Below are 20,639 nucleotides of genomic sequence, written 5' to 3'. Positions count from 1 at the left end.
GACCTTTACTTTTGAGGTGCATTCGAAATAGATATCCCACCCCTTAGGTAAGATGCCTATTTCTCCCATGAAATGGGGATTTTGACCTCTCTTATTCTTCTTAATTTCAAAATATATGCTTTGGGGTTTTTAATCAATAATATCAAATAAATTTTTTACAATCTTAATTATTTAATAATTAGTTATTTGTATGCCGTTCATAATTCAATAGTTGGAATTTTTAGCTCGACTTTGCAACTTTTTGGACCCGAAGGCCTCGAGATATTTGTTTTCGGGGGAGTTATTAAAACCGGGAAGGGGTTTTCCCGGTTTTAATAATCTCCTAGCTCGACCTACGGTCGAGCGTCCGAGAGCAAATAGACGAGGCAGGCGGGCCCAAAAAGTTGCAAAGTCGAGTTTAGAATCCGGAGCGCCGATGCTCGATCAGGCTGAAGGCCCTTCATTTTTGCGTAAGGTGAGAAAATAACTCTTGAACGGGGGCTAAGCTGCAATCTCCCTGCTTCAGCTGGGAGTTCACGCGGCCGGGCGATGTGATAGCCAATATTCCTTAACCGTTAAAAAATCGCCCCTATTCATGGGGGGGATTTTTTAATCACTCTCGGTATAGTTATTTTTTTTTGCTTTTTTTGATTTGCTATTTTATTCTCTAGCGACGACTTAATATGAGTTGGTTTTGGCAATTGAATGGATAAAATTTCTTATTTTCAAGTTCTATATTATTTAAGGTTTGGCCGGATTTTAGCCGGATTTTCTTTTTGCCTTGCTTTGGGGTTTTTATGTGTCTCTCTTTTTTCAAGTCCAAAGATGGAACAATTATCCCAAGATCAGTGCCACATTAACAGGGAAATTGATCGAAGTGTTGCAAAGATTGAATCTTTCAATTTGGGCCCCCTTGCTATTAGTAGAAATGAGACGGATATTCCTATTCCGGATATTATTAATCATCTCAAGTTATTAGCGCTCAATGACAGGCCCGATGCGGATCGGGACTCTATGCAGTATGTTATTGGAATCCAAAATACGGATCAAAGCCGTACCATTAAGCCGCATGAAAGAGTTTATTTAGGATTTAGTGAATTAGATAGGGGGAAACTCTATTTTGAGGATATCCCGTCTCCAATATGGATTCGCTTGGATCAAGAAGATCAAGGAGTCATATTGGAAGTGGGGCTTGACGTGATTGATGAGATGGGGGATCGACTTGTTGAAAGTCGCCGTTATTACCCGATGGGTGTGGCAATTTCTAAAGAGTCGGTATGTGATTTAACAACTCAGCTTTGCGCCAAGTATTTAATGCGTAGCACCTTATTGAATCCCGATCAACTTTATGAAAAATATGGAGATGATGCGCATCGGGATAAACAGGGAAAATATCGATTACAAATTGACCCACAAAATGAGCAAGATGTTATATTCATATCCTTCAAGGAGCCGTTATTTTTTCGAGAGGGGCGATTGTCTTTTGAAAAGGGATCAGGGCCGGTTGTTCAATTGATGCAAGTTGAAGGGCGTGAAGCCCGGTTCCAGGTGTGGAGTGAAAATGGTTTAGAAAAAACCCGTGTTAGTTTGAATTTGGAACAACCTTCGGTAATCGATTTTAATTTTGAAGATGTGATCAAACGCATCCGCAAACGAACCGGTACATCCATATCGTGTCTGCTTGGGAATAAAAATACGCTTCTAAAAAAGGGCGATTGGGTACTGCACACTAAACTTGGGTGGAAGATTATTAAAACACCTAATGATTTCAATGATTACTTAACGGGTAAATTAATCGGCGAATTATTTGTTTTCGACGCTCTTGAAAAAAGAGAGGGGCAATCCGTTGTGATTGGAAATCTTTTTGACAAGACGCGATCGATATCGCAACAAGTAGCACTTAATTTTTCGGAAAAGAAAAAAAGAGGCATTTTAGGAGATACGAAAAAAGAATTTCCCGATGAGATGATCAATGACATGAGTTTTGATGATTCGGATATGGAGTTTGATTATTTTGACTTTGATTTTTAAGAAAAGCTTGAGTGATACATGAAAATAAAAATTGGCAGAGCATTTATTATTGTAATCTCGCTGATCTCTTTGTCAGTTTTATCCGCCATTTCGATTGATGAAAAAATGGGGCAGCTCGGTTCAAATGAAATCGAAGAGGGCTTTGATATTGAAGCAGAAGTTAAGCAGCTCAATCCAAAGTTATCTCAGTTGCGACAGCAACTTAAGGCGCAGTATCAACAGATTGATCTCTTAATTCAAAACCATGCTCATGATCATGAGTTTCAAGCTCTACTCTCTCAAATCAATCAAGTCAAAGAGCAACTTTATCAAAGCGAATCGGATTGGAGGCAAAAGGCACTCCAAAATACGCGTGAAGATGGTGAGGGGTATGGTTTATGGGATCAGGAAGAGACAACAGTATCGCAATTGATTTTGGAGTATGGATCAAGTGATTATCTCTATGTGATTCCCCCTGATTTAGCGGCAAGCAAACTAAATCTTCACTCAGGGATTCCCATTCCAAGGGAATCGTGGAGTGATTTGATTGAAATCATTCTTGCCCATAATGGCATAGGAATTGAGCAGGTTAATCCCTATACTCGGAAGTTGTTTTCCTTAAAGAAAGATTTAGTTTCCGCTTCAATCATTACAAATGACTACGAGCATTTATTGAGTTTGGCCGATTTAACGCGCGTGATTTATATCTTTTCGCCGCTTCCGGAGCACTTTAAAAATGCGTATCATTTTCTCGAGCGTTTCAGAGATCCGTCTCGAACATTTGTCTACACAGTGGGAAATAAAATCTCCCTTGTTTCAACAAAGGAAGAGGTATTAAAACTCGTTCAACTCTATCAATCCGTATGGGAAAAGGGCGATGAAAAGATCACGCGTATTGTTGGATGTAGCAAAATCAAAACGGAAGAAATGCAAAAAATTCTGAAAGCGTTTTTCGGTAGTGTGATGGAGTCCGATCGCTATTCAATGGCAAAGGGGATTAATGACATTTCCATTCTACCCCTTGCCAATGAACATTCGCTTGCTATTGTAGGAAGTCGAGATTTAGTGTTAAAAGCAGAGCAGATTATTCAAGATACGGAAACTCAATTTGAAATTCCTTGTGAGATGACACTCGAGTGGTATAACTGTAAACACAGTGATCCCAATGACCTTGCCGAGGTATTGCAAAAGGTTTATTCCTCGTTAATTTGCTATTCGTTAAATGATAAAAAAAATGAAAAAATCGATGCGCAACAAAATGTCAATATCGATATTTCCGATCCCGAATACCCACCGCCGCCCTATATTGAGGACAATATTATCAATGCGCCTAATCCGGTCAATCCTCCGGCAGCGCTTTCTACTGAAGAAACAAAGAAATCTAAGGTAGCGCATACGCGCAATTTTATCCCTTATCCCAAAACCGGTGCCCTTATGATGGTCGTGAGAAGGGATACTTTCGGTCAGATTAAAGAATTGCTAAAAAAATTGGATGTACCAAAGAAAATGGTTCATGTTGAGGTGCTTCTTTGTGAGAAGAAAGTCACTTACAACACAAATACGGGGCTCAATTTATTGAAGCTCGGTTCGGCAGCATCGAATATACGCCAAACGGGAATCGATTTTGATGCTTCTGCAAGTGCAATTCCTAAAGGACTTTTCTCATTTTTTATTTCTCGCCCAAAGACAAGATCTTCAATCCCCGCATTTGATATCACATATAATTTTCTAATGTCGCAGGATGATATTCGGATCAATTCTTCTCCTTCAACGACAATGATTAATCAAACGCCGGCCACAATTTCTTTAGTTGAAGAATTATCGGTCAATTCCGGAGCTGCGCCGATCAATAATAATCAAAATATTACGTTTGAGAAGGCATATATTCGTAAACAATATGGAATTACGATTTATATGACACCGACCATTCATGAGCCGGATCCGGGGGACGAAAATCAACAAACACACGTGACATTAAAGACGAACATCACATTTGATACGCAAAAAAGTGATATCAATGATCAGCCCAAAGTGGATCGAAGGCATTTGGAAAATCAAGTTCGGGTTGTTGATGGCCAAACAATCGTTATAGGGGGCCTTCGCCGGAAAACAAGTGATGACTCTAATGAAAAAGTCCCATTCCTTGGAGAAATCCCCGGGATTGCAAAATTATTCGGATTTTCTAGAATGACAGATGAGTTGACTGAGATGTTTATTTTTATCACGCCCAAAGTGATTAACGATCCTTATACTGATATGGAAAAAATTAAAGAGGAAGAGATTAAAAGACGAGCCGGTGATTGTCCCGAATATTTATGTCGATTGCTTGAAGCGCAGAAAGCTCAAAAACAAAAGTTATTTGCTCAAAGTTTTAAACTTATCTTTGGAAATATGAATGACTAATCTCAAAAACAACGCCCTATCTGCTGATATGCTCCGGGAATATGCAGATCGTTATGGGATGATTTTTTGCGATGACCTTTCTCGTTTCCCTTTGATTCAAGATAAAATACAAAAGATCCCTTACGCTCTTGCGAAAGAAAAAAAGATTTTGCCTCTCGAAGATGACCACAATCGGCTCCTCGTGGCGATTTGCAATCCTCGAGAGAGCGATGGGCTCGATGAAGTGAGATTTCTTACGGGAGCGGTCATTGAAGAGGTTCTAACAACAGAAGAAACTTTAGACAAAGCTATCGAAGCCTGCTATCGCCAAAAAGAAAATATGGCGACTGACTACATCCAAAATTTAAAAGGTGCTCGGTCCGATCAAATTGATTTTGGTGATGAACAAGAGTATGATTTGCTTGCTCAGAATGAGGGTGCCAAAGTTGTCAAACTTCTCAATATGATTTTATTAGAAGCATTGCAGCAAAAAGCATCGGATATTCACTTTGAACCGACAGAGAATGGATTAGTTGTTCGTTATCGCATTGATGGGGTCCTTCAGTTAAGGCACCATACTCCCAAAGACATGCAGCAACAACTCATTACCCGTATCAAAGTCATCGCAAAACTCGATATTGCTGAGCATCGCATGCCACAAGATGGTCGTATTAAGTTGAAGCGGGGAGGGAAAGATGTCGATTTCAGGGTGAGTACGGTTCCTATTGTGTATGGAGAGCGTATTGTTTTGAGGATTCTCGATAAAACCAATATCATGTTGCGGCTCGATGATGTTGCCATGGAAGAGAGTATGCTGAAACAATTCCGCTCTTTTATTCGGCAAAACCAGGGGATTATTTTAGTCACCGGCCCCACCGGATCAGGAAAAACGACAACACTCTATAGTGCAATTGCCGACATTCAAACCAATGATATTAATATCATGACGATTGAAGACCCCGTTGAATATAAGTTAGTGCAAATTGCGCAAATTGGTGTGAACCACAAAATTGGGCTCACTTTTGCGAAGGGGCTTCGACATATTTTGAGGCAAGACCCCGATGTTGTTTTAATCGGAGAAATTAGAGATCGAGAAACGGCTGATATCGCAATTCAAGCTTCCCTTACCGGTCACTTGGTTTTGAGTACTCTACACACAAATGATGCCCCTTCGGCGATCACAAGACTCATTGACATGGGGATTGAACCCTATTTATTATCATCTTCCCTTTTAGCGGTATTAGGCCAAAGGTTGATCAGAAAAATTTGTCCTCATTGTAAAGAGGCCTATTCACCGACAGATGAAGAATTTTTAGAGCTTGGTCTTCAAAAAGATGCTCGACCTTTTTATATCGGTAAAGGGTGCAGTCATTGCTTTAATGTTGGCTATCAAGGTCGGGAAGCGATCTATGAATTATTAGAAGTGGATAGTTATATCAAACAGCAATTATTGATGAACCCCGATGCAAGTCATCTCCAAAGAATTGCCGTTGAAAGAGGGATGAGAACGATGAGAGAATGTGGTTTTGATAAAATATTGGACGGAGTAACGACAAGTTCGGAAGTTTTGCGTGTCACACGGAAAATTAAATAAACATGGCATTATTTGAGTATACATTTTTTAATCTGCATGGAAAGTTGATGAAAGGCGTCATGAATGCCGATTCCATGCAAACAGCAAAAGAAATTTTGCTTCAACAAAATGTGTTAGTAAAGCACATCAAAAGCTCTCATTCAAAAAATAAGAGTGTCTTATCAAGACAAGAAGTCTTAAATTTCACCCGCGATCTCAATCAATTGCTCAACGCATCACTTCCTCTTTATGAAAGTTTGAAGGCAATTGTTGAAAAATCAAGACATTTAAAATTCCATGGGATTTTTGTTGATCTTTGCGATAAAATTCAACAAGGCGAGAGATTTTCTTTAGCGCTGCAAGCGTATCCCAAATCATTTTCTCCAATTTATATTTCTATGGTGGCGGCTGCCGAAGAGAGTGGGACTCTTGCGGTGGTCTTCAAAGAAATTTTGCGTATGCTTGTTCAAGAAGACAAGTTAAAAAAGCAACTTTTCTCTGCTATGATTTACCCGATGTTTCTCGGTTTTTTCTGTATGGGAGTGATCACTGCATTATTTACATTCATTATTCCGTCATTAAGAGAATTATTAGATGGAAGAGATCTGCATCCGTTCACGCAATCCATTTTATCTCTAAGCGATTGGATGGTGGCAAATAGGTGGATCTTTCTTCCTAGTCTATTGATGGGTTTACTATTGCTTATTCTCTTTTTTCGTCATCCCAAAGGGAAGAAATTTTGGCAAAGGGTAGTGATTAAAATTCCCATTATTGGGTCAATGAAATTACAATCAATCATGCTTAAGTTTTGTAGAACATTTTCTGTCTTACTTGCAAATGGGGTTTCAATTGTTAAGGCATTGGATATGGCCTCTCGTGTTATGGGTCATTTCCAATTTGAAAATTTAATGATCGAGGCTAAAGAAAGGCTGATTGAAGGGAAGAAATTATCAGAAGTGTTAGCTCAGAGCAAACTCATCCCCACTTTAGTGACCACAATGATTGCGACTGCGGAACAAACGGCAACACTGGATCAAATGTTGGCTTCGCTGGCTGAAATCTATGAAGCTGATCTCGATAAAAATATTCAGAGATTTTCTTCATTGATTCAACCTGTTATGATACTCATTCTTGGACTCATCGTGGGGCTTGTCCTACTCTCAATTTTATTGCCCCTGACAGATGTAACATCATTTTTAAACTGAGGATATGATGAAGAAAAAACGCAATAAATATGCTCTTTCGCTGCTTGAAATCATGGTTGTTATTTTTATTATTGGAATTATAGGGGCCGTTATCGGCGTCAATATGAAGGGGAGTTTAGAGCAGGGGAAGGCTTTTAAAACGGAAAAGGGATCCAAGCAAGTATGCGATATTTTAGATCTTGAACTTGCAAAAGATCCTACTATTTTAAAAGAGACATCGACGCATAAAGAGGTCATTGGCATTTTAAAGAGGTCAGGTTTGCCGCATGATGCCGGTAAATTAATGGAAGATGGGTGGGGAGCGCCTTATGTTGTTCGTTATGATGCGGAGAATCAAGAGTTTAAAGTAACATCGGCAAATTATATAAATTATCTACGCACTAAAAAAAAGATGAAACCGGCAGCTATTTGTGAAAAGTGTCCATGGATGGAACTGACTGATGAGAAAAAAAACTGAGGGATTATCTCGACTTTGGACATTTTTCGGACGCAAGTTTTGCAAGATTTTGACATACAATCGGGTACCAATTCCTGCAATCGGCTTGAACACGCCATTACAGGAATTGGTAACCGATTGTATGTCAAAAGATTGTGAAAATCGCGCCGAAAAATGTACAAAGCCGAGATTATATCAAAGACGAATGGCAATGACTCTCATAGAGATTTTTGCTTCGATGACTTTGCTTGCTCTATTAGGGAGTTTGATCGCTTTTAAGGCGGTTGATATTTTAAGGCGTAATTCTGAGGATCACGCTCTTTTTAAACTACAGCATCTGATTTCCGAGGCGATGGAAAAATCGATATTGGTTCATACAAATCAGCCTCTACATCTATATAATATAGAGAGTGGGATTCAATTTGAGGGGAAGGACAAAAAAGCGGAAATTGCTCATTTGCGCTTAAAAAAATCACCGTTGACGATCCCGACGCCTCAGATTTGTAAAGCAGCTGTACAGCTTGTTTTTGGTGTAGAGAGTGATTCCGGCCATTCCTATCTTATTCAAATCGATAGCGCGTCCTACCCCTATCTGCATGTGAAAAGTGCAGAATGATACGGAAATAAAACATAGTCTAAACTGATGAAACGAACAAAACTAGATTTACTCAAAAAAATCCACGGAGGCCAAGTCTCTCAAATCGTCTCGGCCTGTGCAAAGCTTAAACTCTGTGATTATCTCAAAAATGGTCCTCGATCTCTCAATGAACTGGAATCTATACTCCATATTCCCGATAGCCGGCTTAGGCGATTTCTTTATGCTCTAATTCACCTCAATATCCTCAAAGAAACAGAGTGTGATTGTTTTGAGCTCACAGAAGAAGGGGCATTCCTCATATCGGATCATGAACAGTCGCTCTATCCTATTGCTCTTTTTAAAGGATCTAGGATGCTATCCGGAGCCAATGCATGTCTGTATGAAGGGCTTAAGTCAGGGGAAGCTCCATTAAAACATGCCTTTGGACTCGACTTATTTGATTTTTTAGAACAAAACCAAGAAGAGTTCGATATTTTCCATGAAGCGATGCTCTATTATGAAAAGACCAGTAGTAAAAAAATCCTCGATTTTTATGACTTTACGCATCATCACTCTATTATAGACATTGGATGTGGGATGGGAACACTCCTTTCATACGTCAAGCAAAAATACCCCCATCTTCAAATCCGCGGCTATGATCTCCCTTCGGTTGTGGCTAAGGCAAAGACTATTTCGCCCCATCTCAATTATATTTCAGGTGATTTTTTTGAATCTATCCCACAAGGATATGATCTTTACCTGCTGCGCAACATCCTACATGATTGGTCAGATGAAAAATGCCTTCAACTTCTAAAAAATTTAAAAAACAGCGTTGAGTCTACTTCAAAGTTACTGCTACTTGAAACAGTCACTGCAGAAGTTTCTTCTTCTCATGTGGGGCGTTTTTCAGATCTCAATATGTTTATATTGACCGGGAACGGGAAAGAAAGGAGCTTGAGTGAAATCAAGGCTCTTTTAACCCAAGCAGATGCACACCTCTCTTCTTTTCATCAAACATTGGGATCTTCTAAGACCTTATTTGAAATCAACTTGTAAATGTAAAACCAGAAAATAAGCCGATTATTAAAATTTTTTTTATAAATTTAGCCCAAAGTGATTGAAATTAAATATTTAATATTATAGTTGGTTAAATAACCGGAAAATTTTTTTTGGAGATTACTATGGATGTAACATATATTGCTCAGATTTTTGGGCCGATTCTCATCTTAACAGGAATTTATGCAGTCTTCCTAAGACATGAGTGTGAAAAAGCTTGCGATGATTTTCATGCTAATGGTGCTTTAATGTGGATGGAAGCATTTATTTCGTTAGTTATTGGTCTTGCGATCGTTAACGTGTACTCAGAGTGGACACCAAGCTGGCGCGTTTTAGTGACCGTTTTCGGATGGATTGTGGTTATCCGCGGATTTTTATCACTTTTCTTCCCAAAACAGTTTTGCGAATGGTTCAAGCGTCACCATGCTAATTTAATTGTCGTAGGCGTTCTACGTATATTTTTTGGTGTCGTATTCATGTTCCTTGGCTACTTCTAATCAAGAACGATTAACAAGGAATAGGAGAACTTACATATGGATATAACATTTTTTGCAAAAGTCTTCGGTCCTTGCATCGTTTTCTTTGGGCTTTTTCAAGTGTTCTATAGAGAGCACGCTTTAAAAGTAGCGAAGAACTTTCAAGGTTCACATGGCGCCTACTGGTTAGAAGCCATTGTGTCGATGATTTTTGGTTTGGCTATTATTAATGGAGCCAATGATTGGAGTACTGGTTGGTATGCAATGATTCCCATCTACGGATGGCTATCGTTTTTAAAGGGGGTATTACTCCTTTTCTTACCAAATCCAACGTATTCTTCGCTTTGGGGAAACAAAATAAATAATATTATTTTGGGAGCCTTAAGGTTAGTTTTTGGTTATGTATTCATTTGTGTTGGTTACTTCTAATGAATGAAACAATTTCAAATAGGAGATCTAACGTATGGATATGACACTTTTGGCAAAAATTTTTGGACCAACCTTAATACTCTTTGGCTTATTTAAAATTTTCTTTAGAGACAGTCTAGAAAAAATTACAAAGAATTTCGCCGGAGCACATGGGGCATATTGGATGGAATCAGTCGTTTCAATGATTATTGGACTAGCCATCATCAATGCGCCACAAGTTGTTTGGTATGGTGGATTAGGAGCCCTCCTTCCACTTTATGGTTGGATTTGCTTTATTAAAGGCGTATTACTTCTCTTTTTAGGAGATGCGCTTCAATCACTCTGGGGCAATATGGTTAACAGAATTATGATCGGAATTCTCCGATTTGCGTTCGGATGGGCATTTGTCTGCTTAGGATACTTTGGATAAAGCTAGAGAGCAAAAAAGCTAAATTGTTTTTGAGGCCACCTCATCAGAGGTGGCCTTTTTTCTTGGTTGGAAATCAAATCTTTTTCGTGTTAATATAACCCTAAAAAAAATTTTTTTAGATTTTAGGTTCATTATGAAAAAATTGGTTTCTCTTTTTATCTGTCTATTGGCTGTTCATTTTTATTCTTATCCCAATGAGGATGTTCAACCTGTTGCAACTCAATTGAAATTAAGACAGCCCGAATGGAGGCCCAAAGTACTGGAATCATATCAGGATGGAGCTCCAAAAATTGCCGTCCTATATGATGAAGGAGAAGAGGGTCAATCTTTAGCAATGAAAAGAATCCATTTTTTCCCGGATGGTAAAATTCAAGAGGAAATTGATCTCACTCAAGTTGAAGAGGGAAGCGAAAGCGAGAAAAATTGGAATTCAACTGTTGTTCCCCATGGCCTTCGCGTTTATTTCAGAGAGAGTGGTCAAATCGAAAAAGTTGCCGTCTATGATCACGGCGTCTTACATGGACCGTTTACTCAGTATTATCCTAATGGAAAAATTCAACAAAAAATGACCTTTAATCAAGGAAAGCGCTTTGGAAAAGCCTTTGTTTATTACGAAGATGGGGTGTTAGCTGAAGAAGGGCAGTTTTTAAATGACGAGCCAAACGGCGATATCACCTATTATTATCCTAATGGGAATCGCAAGCGAGAAATTCCCTACGTGAAAGGAAAAATAGAAGGTAAAGTTCAAACTTGGTTTGAAGGCGGTAATATTCAGCAGATTGAAAATTATGTGCACAATCAACTTCAATCCGAAGCTTCAACGCCTGCTGTGATTGTTTATGATGAGGATAATTCAATTCGAGAGATCAAACACTTCAATAAAGGGTTGGCAGTGGGAACCCATTATACATACCATGATAATGGGCAGCAAAAGGCTAAAACGGAATTTAAAGATGGCAAAATGCATGGAATTTGTCAGATTTTCTCTTCTAAGGGAGAAAAGATTGGTGAGGGCAAATATATTGAAGGGGATCCCGTTGGCAAACATTATCGTATGCACGAAAATAAACAGATGGCTTATCTCGCTGAATTTGATCAAGAGGGTCAATTATTAAAGCCCATTGTTGAGTATAATGAAAAAGGGCAATTGATCGCTCGTTATACGATGACAAAAGATAACTTAAGAGATGGTTCTTTCCAAACTTGGTATGATGATGGGGCGCTTCAAAATGATTATGTCTATCAACAAGGTCAATTTGAGGGTGTGCAAAGAGAATACTTCTCGAATGGTCAATTGAAACGGGAAGCCTACTATCAAAACAATAAAAAAAATGGACATTTCACTGAATATGCGGAAAATGGCCAACTCACATTTGAAGTTAATTTTGTCGATGATCAGATTGATGGGGATGTAAAAGAATTTTATGCAGACGGGTCAAAAAAATCACTCAAGACGTTTGAAAAAGGGGGATTAAATGGATCCCACTATGAATGGTTTCAAGATGGCTCTGAAAAACTGGTTTCTTGCTATATCAATGGGGAGCTCAATGGCAATTATATACAATATAACGATGAGCGGAAACTAATCTTGAAAGCGCAGTATGTTTCCGGGAAGCTCGATCAGGAATGCGAATCATATTATGCTGACGGATCACTCAAAGAAAAAATCTGCTTCAAAGAAGGCGTAAAGGAAGGCCCTTATTGCGCTTATTATCCGAATGGGCAATTGCAAATCCAAATGAATTATAAGGATGATCAACCCGATAAAGAGATGCTTGGATGGCATGAAAGTGGCTCTCCTGCATTCCATCGCCAATACAAATCAGGCGTTTTTATTGGGCAACAAGAAGAGTATTTTGATTCAAAAGATAAAAATAAAAAGATGATCTCTAAAGTAATGAACTATGATGATCAGGGGCAAATCGATGGTGAGCAGAAAACCTATTATGAGAATGGAGTTGTTCAAACCCTTTTAACCTATCATAGCGGAGCTTTACATGGGATGAAGGCCTTATGGAGCGAACAGGGCGATTTAATCGAAGAGGCCTGGTATGAAGAGGATAAATTAGAAGGGCGGTTTTTCCAGAGAGACCAATCGGGAAAAGAAATCATCACCTTCTATGAAAATAATAAAAAAGAAGGGCCGTATGAGGTTTATTACCCTGAAAATGAGCACTTAGGAAAAGTCAAGGCGATTGAAGCTACTTATAAAAACAATCAATTATTTGGGGACGTTCTAGAATATAATGAGAATGGAGATAAAGTTTCTCTAACGCATTATGTTAATGGGAAAAAGGAAGGGATTTCTCAATTATTTGGCCCTCATGAAAAAGTGATGATGGAAGTAGCGTTCAAAGATGATAAGCGCAGCGGTAAAACCACGTCATACTTTCCTAATGGGAAAATGCATAAGATCCAACAATTTGTCGATGATGTCCAGGTCGGTGAGGAAAAAGTTTTTTTTGAAAATGGCCAGCTTGCAATGCTTTCCAATTTAAATGAAGGAAAGTTACATGGGCCTACAAAAAACTGGAATCCTCAAGGTGTTCTTATTTTTGAAGGAGAATACAAAGAGGGTAAGCGCGATGGGATATTTAACAAATACTATGATGATGGGGCACCTAAGCTCGTGCAAACCTTTGTGAATGATGAGATCCATGGTAAAAAAATCACCTTTGACAGGGATGGATCTAAGTCAGAAGTCGCCTATAATCACGGTATCAAATTATAGAAATTGCGGGTTAAATTGTTATTAGGGCTGCCTGCAGATTAGCAATGTTTTCCTGCAGAACTTCTATTCGATGAGTGAGTGTATTGTATTTATGACTCAGCTCTTCTGCAATAGATGGATTCAATATATCCTCATAAGTAGTAGGGTCAGAGAGGCGATGACATGCCTCTACTAAAAATAAAGTCAGTGTGGCTAAGACCCCGGCTGCCACAGCATTGACTTTAGCTATATCAATCAAGCGGCTAGTGAATATAGGATAGAACAATGCAAGCAGGCGCTTGAAAGCTTCTGGCCTTTGATATATCAGTTTTGCCTGAGTGGCTATACAAACAAGTGCATCAAGAGCTATAGAAGAAACAGTGACTATCAATACACTAGAAAGCATATTTACAGCAATTGCTTCATAAGGAGTAAGGTCATTAATGTGTCTCTCAATAATTCGAGTCTTAATCTCATCTGAGAGTAAAGGGAAAGATTCTAAAATTGTTGAATAAGCTTTCTTTTTTTCAGAAAGCCTAAAGTCGAGACAGAGTACACAGAGAAAAATCAAGAAAATGCACATTCCGGCACCTCTGTGAGCTCTGTGCTCTCTGTGGTAAAAACTAACAATGAGCATGTTAGATAAAAATGAATTATGCAACAACGCCGATTTTAGTTATTGGTATTCTGGAAGGTCGTAGCTATCCGGCTCGGAAGGATTTTCTGAGAAATTGTGGGTTTTGTTTTCTACGAGGGTGGCATCCCGGAGCAGTTCGCGATCGCCCGGAAGGGCTTGTTGCAAGTTGACTGATTGGGTGATGTTAATCCATTCATCTTCAGCTTTTCCTTGGATCATCACATCAAATTCACATAGGCTGTCCGCTTCTCCGTAGATGACAAAAGGCTTATGCCCATAGAAATTTTCGAAATGGCCGGATCCGGGGTAGAATTTCACATTAGGTGATGTCGAATTGATCAATGTTAAGTGAAGATTTGTGGCGATAGGATAGCGCATTTTTTTGATCATAAGCGCAAGTTGTCTTGGAAGTGCGGCATGCGATTTGCTATGGAGCATTGAGCCGCGGTTGAGAAAGCTCATTAAATCAAGTGCGCTAAGATAGTTATGTTGAGAAGCTGAAATAGTATAGATGGAAAAACGGTCTTGATTCACTTTTGTAAAATGATCGACTTTATCTTTTTGCAAGTGATGGGTTTTATAAGCGGCTCCATCGGTTAAAAGGACAATGACATTCACTTCTTGAGGATCCGGGTTGAACGTATCTGCGAGATAAGAAATGATTTTGCTGTAGTCCTGTGGAGAAGCCAGAGATCCGTAACTGACGTTTTCAAGGAAGCGTTTTGTTTTTTCATGCGCATCGGAGGAGTAGAAAAGATTGACACCGCTTAATTTCTCAAAATGGTTGTCAAATGCAATGACATTAAAAGTGTCATCGGGATCTAGGTAGGGCAAGGCTCTTAGAATCGCTTTTTTAAAGGCTATAAAGCGTTCTTTATTGATGCTGCGGCATTGATCCATTACAAAGAAAATATTCTGTCTTATGCGCCGTAATTCTTCGGGGAAGAAAGGAGAGAGTTTGAGCGAGAAGAAATAGCCCTTTTTATTGGGTTTAGCGATCACTTCAACATCTGTTTTAAATTCGGTTGAGAGGATTTGTGTATTGAGTTCATAAAGCGATGGAAGCGTTGATTTATGGGCATACTTTTGTTGTTTATCGCGTACGAGATCGAAAACCCGCTTGAATAGGGGGCTAAAATCGAATTGACCGGAAATAAAGACATCCGACACATCGGGAATAAACTGATTTTCATTCTGATCCAAAAGGCCAATGAAGTTGCTCTCTTGCATTCCGTAGGAGGGAAGAGACGTGATAATTTGGCTTGAATGGATCAAATCGCGTTGATGAGATTCTGTTGAGAGATGAAACTTGTGAGTCAACGGTTTTTTAAATTCCAGTGCATAGTTGCGGTGTTTAGGGAGATTGATTTTATGAATAAACGAGAGGGTATGGGCAGGATTATTGCGCATCTGAAGAGAGACTTTGTCAGGGACCAAATCTTCAATCTCTCTGAGCAGATCCGGTTGCTCCCCGGGCATTGCTAAATACTTGAAATCGTGGGCTGAGAAGATGTGAAGCGCTCCATGAGTGGCTAATTTCAATTGAGCAATATCTTCTGAGACATTGCGGTATTGATCTGCATAAAGGGTTTGAAAGGCATTTTCGCTAGAGGCACTCTTCACTGCAACGTGATAAGTGGGGAGGTTAAATCTCTCGATAGATAGGAAGCGAAATGTCGGTGCATAGGTGTTTAGCGCTTGTGTACGGTGATCGTACTGCTGTGCAAAATGAGTTTGATTGCACTCTTCCTTCACTTCTTCTTTCACATCCCCGGCATTAAAGAGAGGCTCTTCAAATCCAAAAATTGGGAATTCTTCAGAGGGTTCGCGGAAGAGAATATGGTTTTCAGAGAAGGATTCAACAAACAATTGCAGAGGGTGATTCTCAACTATGAAGTCGCCGTTTTCCCGTATCTCTTCTTGTAGTGCGAAGTGTTTGCGCCAGTCAATTGGTTTAAGATCAATATGGGCTTCATTGTGAACCGATTCAGTAGGTAAAATGAGTGAAGACGCCGGTGGAAGTTCGACTTTTTGATTGATCCCTTCTTTATTCACGAGCAAAGGGGGATTGGCTTTAATTTGGTCAAACGAGAAAACGCTTGTCTCGGCAAGGTGTGGTTGCAGATATTTAAGTGCTTCGAGCATTAGAAGTTTCCGCTGAGAAGAAATTTCACTCTGTGGATTTTTTTCTTCTTCTTTGGGTTTAAAGTGCGACTTAAGCTCTTTTTTCCCTTTTTGAGCTGCAAGTTTGATTGCGGGGGCAATGAGTGGTATATCTATTTGGCTTGCAATGAGGTGGTCACTTTTAGGAAAAGTGATATCACTTTGAATTTCTACATCAGAATCGGATGGTAAGGCTGATTGTGTCAGAGAATCAAAATGGAGCGCGCGTGCAGGAAGCGTTTCGTTTTTGATTTGTGCATTATATGTGAGGGGAATGGAATGGATTTGATCTTCCTCTTCTTCAGGATCAAGAGAATTTAAGAGAGCATAGGCATTATAGTAATGTTTTGGGAAGCGGCTTTTTAATCGGGGAGAATGAACCTGAATCTGCGAGAAGTTCGAGTTGGCGGCAGCTTTTTCATGGGATATTGAGGAGGGAAGATCGATATGGTCGAGATTTTCATCATACAGAGAAACAGTGAAGAAAGGGTGTTTGGTTCTTTGAAATGAGACGTCACTACTGAGGGTCTGTTTTGGATTGACTGCATGAGATGGTTGAGAGAACTCCATTTGATCGTTGAAAGAGTCCTCTTGTTTTTGTGGGTCTACCGATGTAAGAGGGGATTGAAATGTAAGAGAGGGATAAGGGTAGGTTTTAATCTGCGCCTGAGAAACATCTTTTAAGGGGTTAACACTAGAAGAAGAAAAAGTGAGAATAGGTTCATTCACTTGTTTTGCAAGAGTTATCGATGGGGATTCATCATGAGAGGGGAATTGATTGGCGTGAATCACGGCAAAATCTGTTGAGGCGCTTGGATCGATTCTCATAAAGTTATAGAGAAAAATCGCAATATTTGATGCGGAATTGAATGGCAAAGATGAGTATAAATTTTCTACATTCGGAACAAATTCCTGTTCTTCATGATGAGGCGCTATTTTTTCTTCATTTTTAAAAGAGTCGAGGCGCCATTCATAGATGCTATCCGACAAATGGTTCGGAATATCTGCTTGAGAAAAGCTCACACGGGATTTGGAAAGGGCGATGTTTATCAGCTCGATAGGGGATGAAATGGTGATTTTATTATTGGGAATGAGCCGCAGATGTTTAGATGTTTCTTCGACGTTATGGAGAAGTGTGCTGATTTCCTGAGATGAAGGAGCGAGTACAATCAAATCAAAAAGATCTTTAAGAGGGAGGATAGCCGTTTCAATGGAGGATTGTTGGACAAAGGCGGTATCGATCGAATCCCTTATTTTTAAGGCGATCTTATGCGAGATATTCTGAGGGAGATCGATTTGAATCAATTCCTCAGAATAGATGCTAAAGTGTGTGCTAAGGCCTAAAGCCAGTAACACATGAATCAAGGGCGAGCCACTCAATTTCATATCAATCAAAGCCTTATAAGTTCTATGAAAAATTCACATGTGAGAGCGTTGGTGTTAGAGCATCCTAATCATATAGCTTAATCTTCGGACAATATATAATTTGAGATTTTAACAACAAGACTTATCGTTATAGTATATTCTTTTTTTAATCATGAGCTGTATAAAAAAAGCCCCATCCACTTTTGTGTAGAGGGGGCTTTTTGATGAAAAATCGACTGATTTAATCTTAGGAGTGATTGAGATAGTCGATTTGACCGATGCTCTCCTGTACCTTTTCATTGAGATAAGGAGTGGCTACATCGCTATTTTTAACCTCAGCGAGTTTGCTCAACGCTTGCGAATTGAGATCTTCAGCTACGGCTAAACGGTTTTTCTTATATTCTATTTTGGCTTTTGTGCGCAGTATTTCTGCATCAACATAAGTCATATATGTGGAGTAAAGCGCGCGCGCCTTAGGATCTTGAGCCAGTTTTGAATGGTATTCGCGAACCATGGCATCATCTTGAGAGAGGAAATCCTCCTTCAAGCGATTCAAGAAGAAGAGATATTGCTCTTCTTTATTTTGCGCCTCACAAATATGAGAGCGAATGTATGCATACTCTAGAGCTGCCTCGAGATGTAGAGGCTCTGATGCAGGGGATTTTTTGATCTGTAGATCTTTGAGATGATTGAGCATGCTAAGGATTTGCTCGTTCTTCTCATTTTTAAAATCGTTCTCCATCAAATTGAACTTCAAGCGTGAAGCGTGAAGTGTTGCAAAATCGTTGATATAAGAAGGTGCTCCTCTAGATGCATTTTGAATGAATACATACGTATCAAGGGCGCTTTCTCTATCTCTTAACACTTCGTAAGATTGAGCGAGCTCAAGTAGTGTTTGCAATTGATAATTCCAAGAAAGACCATGATTGCGAGTTTGCTGTTCGGCAAGAGATTTTAACATATGCATTTTAAAGGAATGATCCTGCTTCATCTCAAGGATTTCAGCAAATTTGAGCACTTCCGCTTCTAAGAAAATATTACCGTCATTGAGAACAATGAGACGGTTGCTGTTTTCTGTGAGAAGAGATCGGTAAAGATCGTGTGAGCGCTTGATATACTCTGCACTTGCCACAGTGTGATCATCTAATTTGGTTTTAAGATAATAGTGGTTGGCGAGCCATAATTTATTTTCATGCTTAATCTTATTATTATCAAGTTGAACAGCTTTATAGAGGTGTTCAGCCGCTAAATCATATAATTTTCCCGTTGTTTCAGGATTCATACTGTTTTTAGCAGTGGTTTGTGATAGCAAATCAATTTTCGCAAGATAAGCATTATACAGCTGTAAATGTAGCGATGATTGATCTGTCAAATCGGGATTTAGAGCCAAAGCTTTTTCAATATTACTATAGAAGAGTTCAGGATCTGAATCGAGATTTTGGTGTGAAATTCCCAAAATGAGGTGGGCTTCACCTAAGTTTTGGTCATTGGGGTAGTCTTGAATATAGGCTTCGAGTTGCATGGCTGCCACAGGATATCTTTTGAGTTCATATACTGTTTTAGCAGAAAGCAGGCGGCAATCCCTTTCCTCTTCGGGGTTGAGGATTTCTTTTGTCATGGATTGTTCATTCAAGACAAGAGCCAAATCATCATAAAATTGAGCTTTTGAATAGCCTTCATTTTCATCGAGGTGTTTCAATCGATTGAGTGACGATGAAAGGAAATATTTCCAAGCGACATTTTTATGCTCGCCGTCTTTGTAAGAGGCAATATATGTTTTGAGCGTATTATAACTCTCTTTCCATTTATTGTTTTCGTGGCAGACAAGACCGTATTCGAGATAAAGGCTTTCTTTATCTTCAAAGGAAGTATCTTTTATAATTTGAGCGAGTTCATCTTCCGCTCCTCTTAAATCCCCGCGCCCCTTGAGCATCATTGCGTGAATAAAAAGAGCTTGGTTGTACTCTTTGTCATCTGCGAAATGTTGCTTAAATCGAGAGATGGTTTTATCACAGAGGTTATCATTGCCATTTTGCTGTGTGCAATTGAGTTGCATCAGCAAGGCATTTTTCAAATGGGGGGTGGGTATCGTTTGTGAATCGATGAAATTATTGAGAAAATCAGAGGCATTTTTGTAGTCATGTAGGGCAAAATAGCTGCGTCCCACGACATAATCAATCGTTGATTTTTTCTCATTACCCATTGATAGAACAACTTCAGGATAGTACTTAATGACATTATCATACTCTTCTTCTTGGAAGAACAGGATGAGCCTGTTAGTTGAAGCTTCATTGGCTTTCTCCCCTTTCATATCGATGATTTGAGAGAAAGTGTGAATCGCGAGCTGTGGATCATAGGCAGCTTGTGAAAGGGCCGCCTGTGAAAGCAACTCTTCGCTTTGATCAGGATAAGCATGGGCAACTTCTAAATAATATCCCGATGCTTTTTCATAATCTTTTGTGATGTTATAAATTTCGGCTAAAGCTAATTTAGAATGTTTGCTAAATCCACTTTCCTTAATTTCTTCATAAAGAGGGCGAGCCTGTGATGCTAAATCCTCTTTCATAGAGGGATCACTTGTATCAAGCGCCTGTCTAAATAGAGATTCTGCAACTAAGAAGTAGAGTTCTTCTTTGCGATCTCCGATCCGGCTAGAGTTAATTTGAAGGTAAGGTTTACCTACTTTTGCCAGAGATGCGTACTCGTTGAGCTCATAATAGCACTGCAAAGTATTGACAATGACTTTTTCTTGAATATAAGGATCTGAAATCTGAGAATAGGCTGCAAGGGCAGCTGTATAGTCTTTTTCTTGTAAATACAAATCCCCTAAAATTCCTCTTAACTGATCATTGATCGGCGATGAGGGATATTTTTCAAGGAATGAGTGAACCTGTCTTTTCACTAAAACATAATCTCTATCCTTCCAAAATTCGGCAATTCGCCTAACAAGAAAAGCTTCGTCTTCACTTTTAACTTCCATGGTTGTTGGGAGTTCTTGGTTATCTAAAGAAAAAAGCCCGCCTTGATATGCCGAGAGAGCTACACAAATCACAATTGGAAGTTTTGAGAAACGAAACTTATTGCTTTCATTTACCCATTGCATAATGAATACCTTTGCTGTAATTATATCTCTGTATATACCGCTCTTGAATCACTCACGGTACACAAGTATTTGGTTAATGCATAATCTGCATTCAACATCAAAATTGTTCTAAATTTCCTTTTATGTATT

At 39.2% G+C, this 20,639-nt stretch carries 14 protein-coding genes; 11 read left to right on the top strand and 3 right to left on the bottom strand.

The window, feature by feature from the left end; all coding sequences use genetic code 11:
- Positions 1-684 precede the first annotated feature (684 nt).
- The 11 genes from K9M07_01060 (at position 685) to K9M07_01010 (ending at position 13,263) form a co-directional block, all read left to right on the top strand.
- Positions 685-2,010: a hypothetical protein gene (locus K9M07_01060; protein MCF7851812.1), complete on the top strand. Its 1,326-nt coding sequence runs from the start codon at positions 685-687 to the stop codon at positions 2,008-2,010.
- 69 nt (positions 2,011-2,079) lie between these two features.
- Positions 2,080-4,392, top strand: coding sequence for a hypothetical protein (locus tag K9M07_01055; GenBank protein ID MCF7851811.1), 2,313 nt, complete (start codon positions 2,080-2,082; stop codon positions 4,390-4,392).
- The gene (gene gspE / locus K9M07_01050; GenBank protein MCF7851810.1) at positions 4,385-5,965 is read left to right on the top strand and encodes a type II secretion system ATPase GspE; all 1,581 of its coding nucleotides are present in this window, start codon (positions 4,385-4,387) and stop codon (positions 5,963-5,965) included. Before K9M07_01055 ends, gspE begins: the two co-directional genes overlap by 8 nt.
- A gap of 2 nt (positions 5,966-5,967) precedes the next feature.
- Positions 5,968-7,149 carry a type II secretion system F family protein gene (locus K9M07_01045; GenBank protein ID MCF7851809.1) on the top strand — a complete coding sequence of 394 codons (1,182 nt, stop codon included), beginning with the start codon at positions 5,968-5,970 and terminating at the stop codon, positions 7,147-7,149.
- A 4-nt stretch (positions 7,150-7,153) separates the two neighbouring features.
- On the top strand, positions 7,154-7,606 hold the full coding sequence (locus K9M07_01040) for a prepilin-type N-terminal cleavage/methylation domain-containing protein (protein ID MCF7851808.1): 453 nt from the start codon (positions 7,154-7,156) through the stop codon (positions 7,604-7,606).
- A gap of 121 nt (positions 7,607-7,727) precedes the next feature.
- The gene (locus tag K9M07_01035; protein MCF7851807.1) at positions 7,728-8,201 is read left to right on the top strand and encodes a type II secretion system GspH family protein; all 474 of its coding nucleotides are present in this window, start codon (positions 7,728-7,730) and stop codon (positions 8,199-8,201) included.
- 27 nt (positions 8,202-8,228) lie between these two features.
- On the top strand, positions 8,229-9,218 hold the full coding sequence (locus tag K9M07_01030) for a hypothetical protein (GenBank protein MCF7851806.1): 990 nt from the start codon (positions 8,229-8,231) through the stop codon (positions 9,216-9,218).
- A gap of 125 nt (positions 9,219-9,343) precedes the next feature.
- Complete coding sequence (locus K9M07_01025; GenBank protein ID MCF7851805.1) at positions 9,344-9,715, top strand: hypothetical protein; 372 nt, start codon at positions 9,344-9,346, stop codon at positions 9,713-9,715.
- A 36-nt stretch (positions 9,716-9,751) separates the two neighbouring features.
- On the top strand, positions 9,752-10,123 hold the full coding sequence (locus tag K9M07_01020) for a hypothetical protein (GenBank protein ID MCF7851804.1): 372 nt from the start codon (positions 9,752-9,754) through the stop codon (positions 10,121-10,123).
- A gap of 34 nt (positions 10,124-10,157) precedes the next feature.
- The gene (locus K9M07_01015; protein MCF7851803.1) at positions 10,158-10,532 is read left to right on the top strand and encodes a hypothetical protein; all 375 of its coding nucleotides are present in this window, start codon (positions 10,158-10,160) and stop codon (positions 10,530-10,532) included.
- Positions 10,533-10,665: 133 nt separating this feature from the next.
- Entirely contained in the window at positions 10,666-13,263 is a 2,598-nt protein-coding gene (locus K9M07_01010) for a toxin-antitoxin system YwqK family antitoxin (protein ID MCF7851802.1), read from the top strand.
- Between the two features lie 10 nt (positions 13,264-13,273).
- On the opposite strand, the gene K9M07_01005 is transcribed toward K9M07_01010, so the two are convergent.
- From K9M07_01005 to K9M07_00995, 3 genes are all read right to left on the bottom strand, one after another.
- On the bottom strand, positions 13,274-13,825 hold the full coding sequence (locus K9M07_01005; protein ID MCF7851801.1) for a hypothetical protein: 552 nt from the start codon (positions 13,823-13,825) through the stop codon (positions 13,274-13,276).
- A gap of 93 nt (positions 13,826-13,918) precedes the next feature.
- Positions 13,919-17,428 carry a VWA domain-containing protein gene (locus K9M07_01000; GenBank protein ID MCF7851800.1) on the bottom strand — a complete coding sequence of 1,170 codons (3,510 nt, stop codon included), beginning with the start codon at positions 17,426-17,428 and terminating at the stop codon, positions 13,919-13,921.
- Positions 17,429-17,654: 226 nt separating this feature from the next.
- Positions 17,655-20,510: a hypothetical protein gene (locus K9M07_00995; GenBank protein ID MCF7851799.1), complete on the bottom strand. Its 2,856-nt coding sequence runs from the start codon at positions 20,508-20,510 to the stop codon at positions 17,655-17,657.
- Between the last annotated feature and the right edge of the window lie 129 nt (positions 20,511-20,639).

It is taken from the genome of Simkaniaceae bacterium, assembly GCA_021734805.1.
In the GTDB taxonomy this organism is placed as follows: domain Bacteria; phylum Chlamydiota; class Chlamydiia; order Chlamydiales; family JACRBE01; genus Amphritriteisimkania.
Note: the sequence above shows the minus strand (reverse complement) of the source record. Positions and strands in the feature narration are given on the sequence as shown.